The sequence below is a fragment of the Streptomyces sp. WAC 01529 genome (assembly GCF_003945545.1).
Classification (GTDB): domain Bacteria; phylum Actinomycetota; class Actinomycetes; order Streptomycetales; family Streptomycetaceae; genus Streptomyces; species Streptomyces anatolicus.
The window spans coordinates 6,532,831-6,546,103 of record NZ_CP029617.1 but is presented as its reverse complement, the minus strand read 5'-3'; the positions used below and the strand labels follow the sequence as shown (position 1 = coordinate 6,546,103).

The 13,273-nt window shown below is 73.0% G+C and carries 12 protein-coding genes and 1 pseudogene; 2 read left to right on the top strand and 11 right to left on the bottom strand.

The genetic code is table 11. The features are described from left to right. Positions 1-10: 10 nt before the first annotated feature. Positions 11-997, bottom strand: coding sequence for a sphingomyelin phosphodiesterase (sph, locus tag DMA15_RS29180; protein WP_125515707.1), 987 nt, complete (start codon positions 995-997; stop codon positions 11-13). 387 nt (positions 998-1,384) lie between these two features. Here sph and DMA15_RS29175 point away from each other — a divergent pair. After that, positions 1,385-1,857 (top strand): annotated as a pseudogene (locus tag DMA15_RS29175) (class I SAM-dependent methyltransferase); the annotation flags it as partial. Here the strand turns inward: DMA15_RS29175 and DMA15_RS29170 are convergent. The 10 genes from DMA15_RS29170 to DMA15_RS29130 all read right to left on the bottom strand — a co-directional run bounded on the left by DMA15_RS29170 (position 1,854) and on the right by DMA15_RS29130 (position 11,946). Next, on the bottom strand, positions 1,854-2,903 hold the full coding sequence (locus DMA15_RS29170) for a cytochrome P450 (RefSeq protein ID WP_125515706.1): 1,050 nt from the start codon (positions 2,901-2,903) through the stop codon (positions 1,854-1,856). The pseudogene DMA15_RS29175 and the gene DMA15_RS29170 sit on opposite strands and share 4 nt — an antisense overlap. Before the next feature lie 85 nt (positions 2,904-2,988). Then, the gene (locus DMA15_RS36810; RefSeq protein ID WP_164551846.1) at positions 2,989-3,144 is read right to left on the bottom strand and encodes a tryptorubin family RiPP precursor; all 156 of its coding nucleotides are present in this window, start codon (positions 3,142-3,144) and stop codon (positions 2,989-2,991) included. A 77-nt stretch (positions 3,145-3,221) separates the two neighbouring features. Beyond that, positions 3,222-3,800, bottom strand: coding sequence for a TetR/AcrR family transcriptional regulator (locus tag DMA15_RS29165; protein ID WP_125515705.1), 579 nt, complete (start codon positions 3,798-3,800; stop codon positions 3,222-3,224). 73 nt (positions 3,801-3,873) lie between these two features. Further along, on the bottom strand, positions 3,874-4,332 hold the full coding sequence (locus DMA15_RS29160; protein ID WP_125515704.1) for a RidA family protein: 459 nt from the start codon (positions 4,330-4,332) through the stop codon (positions 3,874-3,876). Continuing rightward, the gene (locus DMA15_RS29155; protein ID WP_125515703.1) at positions 4,329-5,546 is read right to left on the bottom strand and encodes a Cmx/CmrA family chloramphenicol efflux MFS transporter; all 1,218 of its coding nucleotides are present in this window, start codon (positions 5,544-5,546) and stop codon (positions 4,329-4,331) included. Before DMA15_RS29155 ends, DMA15_RS29160 begins: the two co-directional genes overlap by 4 nt. A 152-nt stretch (positions 5,547-5,698) precedes the next feature. After that, positions 5,699-6,844: a class I SAM-dependent methyltransferase gene (locus DMA15_RS29150; protein ID WP_125515702.1), complete on the bottom strand. Its 1,146-nt coding sequence runs from the start codon at positions 6,842-6,844 to the stop codon at positions 5,699-5,701. Between the two features lie 93 nt (positions 6,845-6,937). Beyond that, a complete protein-coding gene (locus DMA15_RS29145) occupies positions 6,938-8,491 on the bottom strand; it encodes an ATP-binding cassette domain-containing protein (RefSeq protein ID WP_206302968.1) in 1,554 nt (517 codons plus the stop codon). Between the two features lie 64 nt (positions 8,492-8,555). Further along, positions 8,556-9,407 carry an ABC transporter permease gene (locus DMA15_RS29140; RefSeq protein WP_125515700.1) on the bottom strand — a complete coding sequence of 284 codons (852 nt, stop codon included), beginning with the start codon at positions 9,405-9,407 and terminating at the stop codon, positions 8,556-8,558. Next, the gene (locus DMA15_RS29135; RefSeq protein WP_125515699.1) at positions 9,404-10,414 is read right to left on the bottom strand and encodes an ABC transporter permease; all 1,011 of its coding nucleotides are present in this window, start codon (positions 10,412-10,414) and stop codon (positions 9,404-9,406) included. Before DMA15_RS29135 ends, DMA15_RS29140 begins: the two co-directional genes overlap by 4 nt. Next, a complete protein-coding gene (locus DMA15_RS29130) occupies positions 10,399-11,946 on the bottom strand; it encodes an ABC transporter substrate-binding protein (protein ID WP_125515698.1) in 1,548 nt (515 codons plus the stop codon). The genes DMA15_RS29135 and DMA15_RS29130 overlap by 16 nt, the downstream gene beginning before the upstream one ends. Before the next feature lie 295 nt (positions 11,947-12,241). Here DMA15_RS29130 and DMA15_RS29125 point away from each other — a divergent pair, with 295 nt between their 5' ends. Further along, positions 12,242-13,270 carry a TauD/TfdA family dioxygenase gene (locus tag DMA15_RS29125; protein WP_125515697.1) on the top strand — a complete coding sequence of 343 codons (1,029 nt, stop codon included), beginning with the start codon at positions 12,242-12,244 and terminating at the stop codon, positions 13,268-13,270. Positions 13,271-13,273 lie beyond the last annotated feature (3 nt).

The window sequence follows — 13,273 nt, the reverse complement described above, 5'->3', positions numbered from 1 at the left end:
CTCCGGAGTCCTAGTACGCCGTCACGGGGTAGTGGTCGGACAGGTTCGTGTACGTGTACTTCTTGCCCCAGCTGGAGACCGTCCAGGGCGTGCTCTGCTCCTTGATCACGTTGTTGTGCCAGGTGGCGGGGCGGGCGTGGCCCTTGCGGTGGAGGACGTGGTCGAGGTCCTCGCGGGGGTCGTCCGGGTAGCGCTCGGCGGCGATCGAGTTCTCCTGGGTGTCGAAGGAGTACGGGTGGCCGGTGCGGGCGTCGGCGGGCGCGAAGCCGCCGTCGGCGAGCATCGAGGCGTACTCGGAGCTGTGCGAGTCGACGTTGAAGTCGCCCGCCACGATGACCTGTTCGCCCGCCGGGATGTTCTTCGCGTCCAGGAAGGCGTCCATCTCCTTGAACTGCTTCGCGCGCGTGGCGGCCGCCTCGCCGCCGGCGCAGCCCGGGTCGGTGGACTGGGCGTGCGTGCCCACCACGTGCGCCTTGGTGCCGTTCACGTCCAGCACCGCGTAGACGAAGCCCTTGTTGGAGTACGAGTCGGAGCCGCACGCGTCCTTGTAGACGTACTGCTCCTTGCGCAGCACCGGCCACTTGCTCAGGACCGTCACGCCGCCGTCCTCGGGCGTCACCGAGGAGTACGCGCCGCCGGTGGCGTCCCAGCCGCTCTTGCCGCGGCCCATCACCGGGGTCTGGTGCGGGTAGCGGTCCCTGGCGTTGGCCAGCAGCGCGTCGGACGAGGAGTTGTCGAACGCCTCCTGGAGGACGACGACGTCCTGGCCCTGGAAGAAGTCCGCCGCCGGTATGGCCTTGGCGCGGTGGTCCTGGCCCCAGTTCGGGTAGAGCGACTTGCTGAACAGGAACGTGTTGTACGTGAGCACCTTGAGCGAGGGCGTCGCGGCGGACGCGTCGGCGGCGGTCGCGGACGGGGCGACGGCGGTGAGCGTGGCGGCGGCGAGCACGGCGGTGATCGCCGCTGCGTGGGACCTGCGCAGCGCTGAGTGCGGCACTGAGACTCCTGAGGGTGGGGGCCTGTTGCGGCTGTTCCGGGTGGCTGGAAGCGGCCGTTGTTCCGGCGCCCGCACATCCAACCAGCCGGGATTACTTCTGGGGATACTCCGCGTGAACACATTGTTCGATTCAGCGGGCATAGCCGCTCCGGCGACGCCCCGAAAGGCCCCGTGCGGCCCCTCCGGGGGGTGCGCGGGCGCCTCTTGCGCCCGGGTCCTGAGAGGAGCGCCAGGCGGGCGGGCACGGCCCCGCCAGACGCCTGCGGACGGCCTCACCGGCATGCCTCGCACCCGGTCTGACCTGCTCCCCCCTGTCCTCAGTCCGCAATCACCCCCTTGGGGATGGGGACTTGGTGGACTGCGGCATCCGTACGGCCGACGACGTGGGGGGGCAACGCCCTGCACCTCGCCTCGCTCGGCTTCGAGGTGGACGCCGTCGACCTGTCACCGGCCGCCCTCGCCTGGGCCGGGGACCGCGCCCGCGAGCACGGCGCCGACATCCGGTTCCACCAGGGCGACGCATTCGCCCTGACACAGGCCGAGTTGGCGGGCCCCTACGACCTTGTTTACGACTCGGGCTGGTTCCATATCTGCCACCGCACCGCCGCGTGAGCGGTTTCGCGGCCGGCCCTGGCGGCATGGGATACGAACTGCCCGACGCCGACTTCTACCGGGACTCCGCGCTGCACGGCGGCCTCGCCTACGACGACCGGGCGCTGCGGCGAATCTTCGGCGACCTGACCGAGGTCGAACTGCGCCGCATGCGCGACGAACCCGCCGACTCCCCGCTCTTCGGCGAGCCGTTCCTCTGGACGGGCCTGTTCCGCCGCGCGGCCACGGCCGCCGAGAAGGCCCGCTAGGGCCGCCGCACGAGTCGTACCTTGTCGACGCCGAGCAGCCCCGCCAACGGCACCTTGGCCGTCGTCTGCCTCGGGTCGACCGTCATTCGCTCGGCTCGCAGCAGGTCGAGCAGCATTCCGGCCAGCGGCATCACCATGTGGCGACCCCAGCAGCGTTCGGAGGCGTGGCCGAAGGGGAGGTAACCGGGGTGGTCGTCGGGGTCGAGGGTGGCCCAGCGCTCGGGACGGAACACGTCGGGGTCGTCCCAGAGCGCGGGGTCGCGGTGGCTGAGCAACGGCAGCAGCAGGACGTCGTCGCCCGCGCCGATGCGGGCGTCGAGGGCGGGGTACTCGGGGGACGCGTTGCGCAGGATGTTCCAGGACGGGGGCAGCAGGCGCATCGCCTCGTACAGGATGTGCTCGTTCGGGGTCTCCTCGTCGAAGGGGGCCCCGAGCCAGTACGCGCTCGCGACGAGCGTGGAGACGGTGAAGCAGACGGGCGCCGCCGCCCGCCGGTACAGGCCCATCGCGTACCGCCGGTCGCCGTAGTTCGCGGCGTCGGCGGTCAGGCCCGCGATCTCCGTCACGGGCGCGCCCGGGCGGAGCGCACCGGGCAGTGCGGCGCCGACGGCGATGACCGTCCAGGTCAGCTTGGGCGTCAGCTCCAGGGTGCGGTCCATGAGGACGCGCAGCCGGTAGGGGTCGGCGCCGAGGATCAGGTCGCGGAGGTGGACGTGGCCGACGTGCGGCCACTCGCCGCTGAGGTCGACGTCCCCCGGCACGGGCTTGCGCAGGGCCGTGCGTACGTCGCGCCCGATGGCCCGCATGACGTGCGACGCCTCGGTGCGGTGGATGGAGCGTCCGTGCAGGGGCTTGAAGGTGGGGCGTTCGTGTTCGGTGGCCGACCGGGCGGCGAGGATCCGGTCGGTGAGACCGTGCCCGGCGACGCCCACGGTGTCGGCGTCCAGGCGGAAGACGTCCTCGCCGCGGTGGTCGCGCAGCAGGGCGTCGAGTCGGGGCGCGAAGACGGTGGTCCGGGTGGACCGGTCGGTACCGGAGAGGGGCATCGGTGGTCTCCAAGGGCGGGAGGCCCGTGCCCGGCGGCCGCTCGGGCACGCCGGACACGGGCACGCGGAGGAACGATTCGCCGGTTTAGTACCAGTGGTACCAGGCGTACGCCTTCAGGCTCTTCTCTCCGGTGATCCTCTTCTTGAGCGAGCGGACCATCTTCATGCACATACCTCCGGTCGGTCGGTTCCGTTGGTTGCTGCCGGACTTGACCAGCGGAGCGTCCAGGGGATCGATCAACAGCCGATAAACGGCTCCCGGGGCGCGTGAGCGGTACGTCAGCGGGTGCCGGGCCGCGCGGGTGTCCGCGCCGCGCGTCACAGGTCGGCGAGCGCCCCGTCCACCGTGGCGAGCAGCATCTCCCGGTCGTCGTGTACGCGGCTGAGGACCCGCAGCCCGTAGTACGTGCTCTGCACCCGGCGGGCCACGGTCCTCGCGTCGCCCGTGGAGCGGAACTCGCCCGCGCGCCGCCCCTCCTCCACGACCGCGCACAGCTCCTCCTCGACCCGGTCGAAGCTGCGCCGCACCGCGTCCTTGACCTCCGGGTCGAGCCCGGCGGCCTCGATGGCGGCGTTGATGGCGAAGCAGCCGCGCGCGTCCGCCGCGTCGAGGTCGGCGTCGACGGAGTGGAGCATCATGGCGCGCAGCCGCTCCTTCGCCGGGCCGGGGCCGCGCAGCAGCTCGACCTGCTCGGCGGTGGCGGTGTCGTGATAGCGCTCGAGGGCGCGGAGGTAGAGCTGCCGCTTGCCGCCGAAGGTGTTGTAGAGGCTGGACGGGCCGAGGCCCGTGCTGTCGCACAGGTCCCGGGTGGAGGTGCCCTCGTACCCGTGACGCCAGAACGTCTCCATGGCCGCGGTGACGACGCGGTCCTCGCTGAACTCTCGTGGCCTGGCCATGGCACCACAGTAGACGTTTTGGAACGTGCTTACAAAACCCCGGCGGCTCGGTCTCGGTGCGGCCACCCGGGGCTCACTCGACGGCGCCGATCCCCTCGATCTCGATCAGCCACGCCGGGTCGGCGAGCGCGGCGACCTGGACGAAGGACTCCGCGGGGAACGGCGCGACGTAGTGCTCCGCGCGCAACCGGGCGAAGACATCCTGGTGGGCCACGTCCGTGACGAAGACCGTGAGCTTGACCAGCCGGTCGAGACCGGAGCCCGCGTTGCCGAGCACGGTCGACAGATTGGCCAGCGCCCGCCGGGCCTGCGCCTCGAAGTCCCCGGCGCCGACGGTGGCGCCGCGCTCGTCCACGGGGGCCTGCCCAGAGGTGAAGACGAGGCCGCCGACGCGGATACCGAGGGATATGCCCGCCGACTCGTACCAGTCGGGCTCGGCGGTCACGCGGACGCGAGTGACGGGGGCTACGGGAGTGGCGGAGGCTACGGAGGCGGCTGGAGCGGCGCGGTCCGCCCGCGCGTCGGCGCTCACGCCTCCGCCTTGGCGGTCTCGCGGGCGATCACCGTCGTACGAGGGCCTGGCGTCGGCGCCCGCCCCGCCCCCGGGCGCTGGAGGTACGCCGCCCACAGCACACCGGCGCCGCCCGCCGCGGCCAGCGCGGCACCCACCCAGGCCACCGAGGCATAGCCGAACCCGGCGTCGATGGCCATGCCACCGAGCAGCGGGGCCACGGTGTTGCCGACGTTGAACGCGGCCGTGTTGGTCGCGCCCACGAGCGTCGGGGCCCCCGGCGCCAGGGTGAACACCCGTGACTGCAGAGCGGGGTTGGTGACGTAACCGACGAGGCCGAGCAGGAAGACCAGGGCGATCACCACGGCCGTCACCTGCGCGGTCAGGGCGAGCAGCGCGGAGAACAAGGCGAGTCCGCCGAGCCCCGCGCCCAGCGTGCCGAGCGGCCGCGCCCCTGCCGTGCGCCCGCCGATCACGATGCCGACCATGCCGCCGACGCCGAAGAGGGCGAGGATCACCGGCACCCATCCCTCAGAGACGCCGCTGACCTCGGTCAGGAGCGCCGCCAGGTAGCTGAAGGTGACGATGACCGCTCCGAACGCGAAGGCCGTGATGGCGTACGAGAGCCACAGCTGCGGCCGCGCCATGCCCCGCAGTTCGGCCCTGACGGAGGGGCGCGCGCCCTCGCCGCGGCCGCCGGGGACCACGAGCAGCGTGCAGAGCAGGCTCACCGCGGTGGCCGCCGCCACCGCCCAGAACGCGGCGCGCCAGCTGGAGTACTGGCCGAGCACCGTGCCCGCGGGGACGCCGACGACGGTGGCGAGCGTCAGTCCGCCCGCCACCACGGCGACCGCCCGCGCCTTCGCCGCCGCCGGGACGAGGGCCACCACGGTGGCCACGGCGACGCCCCAATACCCGGCGTAGGCAAGGGCGCTGACGATACGGGTGAGGAACAGGAGGGTGTAGCCGGGTGCGAGGGCGCCGGCCACGTGGGCCGCGATGAAGGCGGCCTGGAGCCAGACGAGCGCCGTGCGGCGCGGCCAGCCGAGCGTGGCGACGGCGAGCAGCGGCGCGCCGACGACCATGCCGACCGCGAAGGCCGAGATGAGCAGGCCCGCGTCCGGGATCGACACCCCCAAGTCGTCGGCCATGCCCGGCAAGAGGCCGGCCAGCATGAACTCCGAGGTGCCCTGGGTGAAGATGCCGAGCGCCACTATGTAGACCGCAGGTGGCATGGGATCGCCCTCCGACGTGCCGAAATTTTTTGAAGCAACTGCTTCAGAACTGACGAGTGAGGACGCTAACACATTCTGAAGCGGCTGCTCCATAACCTGGGAAGCCGGAGGAGGGGGCGGAGGTCAGCGTCAGAGGTGGGGCACGTGCGGCGTCAGCGGGGCGCGAGCCGCCACAGCGACGTGACCTCGGCCGCGCGGGCCGCGTGCAGCGGGTCGGTGGCGTCCGCCGCGCGCGGATGGCGCGGGACGGTGTCGAGACGGTCGATGACCCGCAGCCCCGCCGTGTCGAAGGACGCCAACAGCTGTGCGCGTGAGCGCAGTTGGAGGTGTTCCGCGAGGTCCGAGAGGACGAGCCAGCCCTCACCGCCCGGCTCCAGGTGCGCCGCGAGCCCGGTCAGGAATCCGCGCAGCATCGCGCCGCCCTTGTCGTACACGCCCTGTTCGACGGCGGAGGCCGGACGGGCGGGCAGCCAGGGCGGGTTGCACACCACGAGCGCGGCGCGGCCCTCCGGGAAGAGCCCGGTGCCGACCACGTCCACCCGTCCGGCGAGGCCGAGCCGCCGGGTGTTGTCGCGTGCGCAGGCGAGGGCGCGCGGGTTGATGTCGGTGGCCACGACGCGTTCGAGCCCGCGCCGGGCGAGCACCGCGGCGAGTACGCCCGTTCCGGTGCCGATGTCGAACGCCGTACGCGGCCGGGTCCCGCCCCGCGCGGCGGCGACCGGCAGCGGGGCCCCCGCCACGAGGTCGACGTACTCCCCTCTGACCGGCGAGAACACGCCGTAGTGCGGGTGGACGCGGTCGCCGTCGAGGGCGGGTATGGGCACGCCCTTCGCCCGCCACTCGTGGGCGCCGACGACGCCGAGGAGTTCGCGCAGGGAGACCACCGTCGGGCCGTCCGGCGGGCCGTACGCCTCCTGGCAGGCGGCGCGGACGTCGGGCGCCCTGCGCAGCGTCAGGGCGTACTCCTCGTCGAGGCGCACCAGCACCATGCCGAGCACGCGGGCCCGGTGGCCGCGGGCGCGCCGGTGCAGGTGGAAGCGGTCGGCGGGCGTGGCACCCGGCGGCGGGGGCTTCCTGTCGACGCGGCGCGCCAGGGCGGCGAGCAGGTGCCGGGCGCCGTGGAAGTCGCCGCGCCAGAGCAGCGCGGTGCCCTCGCAGGCGAGGCGGTGGGCGGTGTCGGCCCTCATCCGGTCGTCGGCGACGGAGGTGCGGCCGGGCGGGGCCGCGTCACTCTCGGAGTGCCAACGGGCGTACCGCACAGGGGTGTTGTCGCTCTCGGTCCACTCGATGCGGGGCATCAAGGACTCCTCGTGATCGCGGGCTCCGGGGCTCGAAGCGCGCTTCGACGAGGGGGCGTACCTCCTGGGTGACTCCTTTGTTCCGGAAACCTGTCACACCGGCCGCTGCCCTGGCAAACGCGCCCCAGCGGCACCGGCGACCCCAGCGGCCCCAGCGGCACCGGCGGCCCCTGCGAGGATCCGTTCGGTGGCGCCCGACTCCACGGCCCTGCCCTCGGCGAGGACCAGCAGCGCGTCCGTACGGCTTGCCACCATGCGCAGGTCGTGGCTGATGAGGACCAGGGCGAGGGCGCGGCTCTCCCGCAGCTCTTCGAGGAGGTCCATGACGGCCCCGGCGGTCCTGTCGTCCAGGGCCGAGGTGACCTCGTCGCAGACAAGGACGTCGGGGTCGGCGGCCAACGCCCGTGCTATGGAGGCCCGTTGGCGCTGGCCCCCGGAGAGCTCGCGGGGGTAGCGGTCGGCGAAGTTCGCGGGCAGGCCCACGCTCTCCAGGAGTTCAAGGACGCGCCCGGGGACCTCGGCGCGGGTGGCCCGCTCGTGCAGCCGCAGCGGGCGGCCGAGGGTGTCGCCGACCGTGCGGCTGGGGTTGAGGGTGCCGAGCGGGTCCTGCGGCACGAGTTGCAGCGCGCGGCGCTGGGCGCGGGTGCGGCCGTGGGCGGCGGGGTGGAGGCGTACCCCGTCGAGCGTGACCGTGCCGTCGGTGGGCCGGTGCAGGCCGACGACGGCGCGCACGAGCGTGGTCTTGCCGGATCCGGAGGCGCCGACGATGCCCGTGCTCGACCCGGCGGTGACGGTGAGGTCGACGCCGTGCAGCACGGGAACGCCACGGCCGCGGTGGGTGAAGGCGGCGCGCAGTCCGGCGACGGCGAGCATGGGCGTGCCGTCCGACGCGAGCGGGGCGTCGGCGGTACGAGGACGGGGCGCGGGCAGCGGCAGGGGCGGTGCCCCTTCGGGCGCCAGGTCGACGACGTCGTCCGCCAGGCGTGCGACGAGGTCGGTGTCGTGGCAGGAGAGGGCGACCGCGAGCCGGTGGTGGGCCGCGAGGTGCCGCAGCAGCTCGGCGATCTCGTCCCGCACCGCGGGGTCGAGGCCCGCGGTGGGCTCGTCGAGGAGGAGGACCGCGGGGCGGCGGGCCAGCGCCCTGGCGAGGGCGACGCGGCGCTGCTGGCCGCCGGACAGCTCGCCCGTGCGGCGGTTCTCCAGGCCCTGGCCGAGTGGCAGCCGTACCTCCTCCAGCTGGGCGCGCAGCGCCTCGGGGCCGCGGTCGACGGCGACCTCGGCGATGAGGCGGCGCACCTTCATGCGGGGGTTGAGTCCGGAGCCGGGGTCCTGGCCGAGATAGGCGAGGCGGTGGCGGCGCAGGGCGCGCAGGTCGGCCGCGCCGAGTGCCAGGGGGTCCTGGCCCAGGACCTCCACGGTCCCCGCGGTGCGCCGGGCGCCGGGCGGCAGGACTCCGGCGACGGCCCGCAGGAGGGTGGTCTTGCCGGACCCCGACGGCCCGACGAGCGCGGTGACGCGACCGGGCCGCACCTCCATGCCGCCGCCCTCCAGGAGGAGCCGTCCGTCGTCGGCGGCGACGGTCAGACCGGCGACGCGCACCGCCACGCCGGAGGAGGGGACCTGCCCCTTCGGGTACCAGTCAGGCATGTGGTTCACAGGGCGACCCCCTGGGTCATCGCGGTCTCTTCCTTCACCGGAGCGCTCTTCTGTCTCACAGCGCCGTCACCGCCTCGCGGCCGGCCCGCGGCACCAGTGCCGAGGCCGCGAGGTTGACGCTCATGGCGAGGAGGCCGATGGCGAGGGAGGGGGCGAGGACGGCCCAGGGGTTCAGGACGATCCCGCCGGAGTTCTCCCGGATCATCAGCGCCCAGTCGGCGGCGGGCGGCTGGGGCCCCACCTGGAGGAAGCCGGCGGTCGCCACGATGTAGACGGCGGCGACGAAGCGCAGCCCGAAGAGGGCGAGGAGCGTGGCCCGCAGATTGGGCAGCACCTCGCGTACGACGAGGTGCCACAGGCGTTCGCCGCCGACCGCTGCGGCCTCGATGTACCCGGAGGCGGCGACCGGCGCGGCGGCGCCCGCGACCAGGCGTACGGCGTAGGGCACGCCCATCACCACGGCGGCCGCGATGACGGCGAACCGTCCGCCGCCGGGCCAGGAGAGCGCGATGAGCAGGATGCCGAGGACGGCGGGGAGCAGCATGAGGACGTCGGCGCAGCGTTCGACGACGCGTCCGACGGCGGGGCGCAGCGCGCCGATCGCGCCGAGGAGCGCGGCGGAGCCGGTGACGAGGAAGGCCACCAGGAGGGAGGTGGCGATGAGTTCGCGTCCTCCGGCGAGCAGTCGGCTCAGGACGTCGCGGCCGAGCTGGTCGCCGCCGAGCGCCGCCTCGCCGCCCGGTTCGGCGTAGGGGGCGGTGACGGGGGTGTCGATGGCGTGCGGCGCGAGCCAGGGCCCGGCGAAGGCGAGGGCGACCAGCAGCAGGGCGGGCAGGACGCGCAGGACGACGCCGCGGCGCGGGAGGCGGCGTGCGGCCCGCTTCGCCAGGGTGAGGGGCGCGGTCATATACGGCCTCCCGAAGCCCAGGAACGTACGAGGTCGGCGAGGAGCAGCACGCCGGTGATGACGGCGCCGGTGACGGCGACGACCCCGGCGACGAGCGGGCCGTCGCGGTCGGTGACGGCGCCCGCGAGGACGGAGCCGATGCCCGGGTAGTTGAAGATGGTCTCCACCACGACGGCGCCGCCGAGGAGCATGCCGGTGGAGGTGGCGATGCCCGCCGCGACGGTGGGCAGCGCGCCGGGCAGCAGGTGGTGGGTGAAGACGCGGTGGCGGGGCAGTCCGTCGATGACGGCGCTCTCCACGTGCGGCGCCTTGGCCTCGTCGGCGAGGGCGGCGCGCACGATGCGGACGTTCCAGCCGATCTGCGGGATCGCGAGGGCGAGGACGGGCAGGATCAGCATGCGCCAGGAGGCGGGCGTGCCGTCGGCGTCGGTGAGGGTGACGGCGGGCAGCAGGTCGGTCCAGAGCGCGAAGACGAGGACGAGCGCGACGGCGACGACGAACTCCGGCAGCGCGAGGATGCCGGTGGCGGTCGCGGAGACGGCCCGGTCGGTGGCGCCGCCCGGCTTGAGCGCGGCCCAGCAGCCGAGGGCGAGCGAGACGGCGAGGGTCACCAGGAGCGCGAGGCCGCCGAGGAGCAGGGTGTTGGGAAGCGGCTTGGAGAGGATGTCGGCGATCGGTTCGCCGCGCGCGGAGGTGCCGAAGTCGCCGGTGGGCAGGCCGGTCATCCACTCCCAGAAGCGGGTGAGGACGGGCCGGTCGAGGCCGAGGAGTTCGCGGCGGCGCGCGAGGTCGGCGGCGCTCTCGCCGCGCTCGGAGGTGGCGTTGGCGGCGTCGCCCGGCAGGAGTTCGACGGCGACGAAGACGGTGACGAGCAGGACGGCGAGGAGCAGCGCCCGGCGTGCGAGCAGCCCGGCGAGGCGCAGGGTCCCGGAGAGCACGGGGCCGGCGGGCCGCGGGCGAAGGCCCGCGACCCGCTCGCTCACCGTGCCGCTCAGCGGGCCAGCCATGCCCGCTCGAGCTGAACGCGTCCGTAGCCGGGCAGCTTGGGCAGGCCGTGCACGGGGGCCGCGGCGAGGTCGATGCCCTCGGCGACGCCCCACAGCAGGTAGCCGGAGTCGTCGTGCTGGATCTGCTGGAGCCTGGTCAGGGCCTTGGCGCGCGCGTCGGCGTCCTTGGCGCCGATGGCCTCGCGGTAGGCGGCGTCGAACTCCTTGTTCTTCCAGGCCGCCTCGTTCTGCCCGGACTTGGACTCCATGGTCTTGCTGGCGAAGAAGAGCACCGAGTCGTTGGTGCCCCAGTAGGTGGTGTAGAGGTCGGCCTTGAGCCACGTCTTGTCGTAGAAGGTGGCGGACTCCTGCTTGACCACCTGGATCTTGACGCCCGCCTCGCGGACCTGGCTGGCGAAGAGCGTCGCGGACTCGGCGAGGCCGGGCACGTCCTCGGTCGTCATCAGCTTGTACGTCTTGGAGGTGTCGAAGTCCGCTTCCTTCAGGAGGGACTTGGCCTTGGCGAGGTCGCGTCCGCGCTGCGGGATGTCCGACGCGTAGGCGGGGTCGCCGGTGCCCATGATGTCGTTGCCGACGGTGCCGTAGCCGGACAGGACCTGCTTGACCATGGCCTTGCGGTCGACGGCGAGGCGCAGCGCCTCGCGGACCTTGGGGTCGGCGAACGGGCCGTCGCCCGCGCGCATGATGATCGGCATCGCCATGTCGTCGGGGCGGCGCACGACCTGGATGTCCTTGCGCTTCTCGGCGGTGCGGGCGGCGACCGGGCCGACGTTGGAGGCGAGGTCGATCTGCCCGGCGAGCAGTGCGTTGGACATGGCCTGCGGGGACTCGAAGATCTTGACCTCGATGGCGTCGAGCAGTACGTCGCCGCCGTGCCAGTGCTCGTTGCGCACGAGGCGGGCGTTGCCGGAGCGGAACCAGTCGAGCTTGAAGGGGCCGGTGCCGGGGGCCTTGCCGAGTTCCTTCTCCTTGGTGTCCTTCTTCAGCACGAAGGTGGACAGGCGGGTCAGAAGGGGCAGTTCGGCATTGGCGTAGTCGGAGACGAGGACGACGGTGTCCTTGCCCTCGGCCTTGATGTTCTCGGCCTTGATGCCGGGCAGCCGGGAGGCGCCGGAGGGGGTGCCGCGCAGCCGCTTGAGCGACCAGACGACGTCGTCGGCGGTGACGGGGGAGCCGTCGTGGAACTTGGCCCCCTCCGCGATCTTGAAGCGCCAGGTCTTCAGGTCGGCGGAGGACTTCCAACTGGCGGCGAGGCGCGGGGCGGTGTTGTCCTTGGCGCCGGGCGCGGTGAGGGTGTCGTACACGAGGGCGATGATGAGGTAGTCGCTCTCGTTGGCCTGGGTGCCGTGCGGGTCCCGGGTGATGGCCGAGGCGCGGCCGAGCGCGCCGACGCGCAGGGTGCCGCCCTTGCGGGGCTTGCCGCCACCGCCCGCCTTGGACGAGGTGTCGCCGTCCCCCGAGCACGCGGTGAGCAGCGCGGCCGTGCCCAACGCTCCGCCGGCCCACAGCACTTGGCGCCTGGTGATGTCCACGTACGTCCTCGTTCCAGTTCAGAGCGGCATGTCGAAGCAGTTGCCGAAGGCAGAAATACGATCGGGAAATCTTAGGGTTGCCTACCCTAATGGCCACTGTGTGCGCAACCCGGCGTGCGTCGGCAAGTGCGCCCCCCACCTTCACACTTGCGCCCAACAGGCGCCCGGTAGGAGATAGTTCAACCATAAATCTAAGGTTTGCCTTACCTAAGTTTACTGCTAGCGTGCGACTCGTCACCGGTGATCGCACGCCCGGATTCCTCCACCAACTCGACGGAAACGGACTAACTTCGCGATGAGCACGGCAGCCGCCGCCCCTGTCCGCCAGCTCGACCCCCACTCGGTGGGCGAGCTTCGCACCGCAGCGGAGAAGATTCTCGAAGAATTCGGCACATCCGCGACATCTCCCCAACTTCTCGCGCGAGTTGAGCAGACCGCGGCGCAGTTCGGCGACACGCTGCGCCACCACTGCCGCCCCGTCGACACCGACGACGGCCTCTTCATCCTGCGCGGCATGGAGGTCGACGACGCCCAGGCGGGCCCCACCCCGTCCGGATGGGCCCTCGCCGGTGACAGCGGCGCCGTCCACGACATCGCGCTCCTGCTGCTCGCCAGCGTGATGGGCAACCCCATCGCCTGGCAGGGCCAGCAGGACGGCAGGTTCGTCCACAACATCGTGCCGTCGCCGGGCCACGAGTCCGAGCAGACCGGCGCGAGCAGCGCGGTGCTCCTCAGCCCGCACACCGAGGACGCCTTCCACCCCGGCCGCGCGCACCTGCTGATGCTGGGCTGCATGCGCAACCACGACCGCATCGCGACCACCGCGGCCAGTATCCGCAAGGTCCGGCTCTCCGACGAGGACGTGGAGTTGCTCTCCCGGCCCGCCCTGCCGATCCTGCCCGACGACGCCTACGCCGAGGCCCAGGGGTACGCCGACGCCGCTCCCCCGCCCGTGCCCACACTCTTCGCCGCCGAGGACGGGCTGACGCTGCGCTTCGACCCTGCGTACACGCCCCTGGAGCAGGCCGACGAGGAGTACCGGGCCGCGTACCGCCGCCTGGAGGACGAACTCGCCCGCGTCTCCGTCGCGGTGAGCCTCGACCCCGGCGAGGTCCTCGTCGTCGACAACGACCTGGTCGTGCACGGCCGGGTCCCCTTCCGGGCCCGCTACGACGGGACCGACCGCTGGCTCAAGCGGGCCTCCGTACGCGTTCCCGGGCGGCGCGGACGCCCCTTGGCCGAGGCCGACGAGCACGGTTACGGTCAGGCGGCGCTCGAAGCGCACGGTCGCGGCCGGGCCGCCCTCGCGGCGCACGCCGGCTGAACG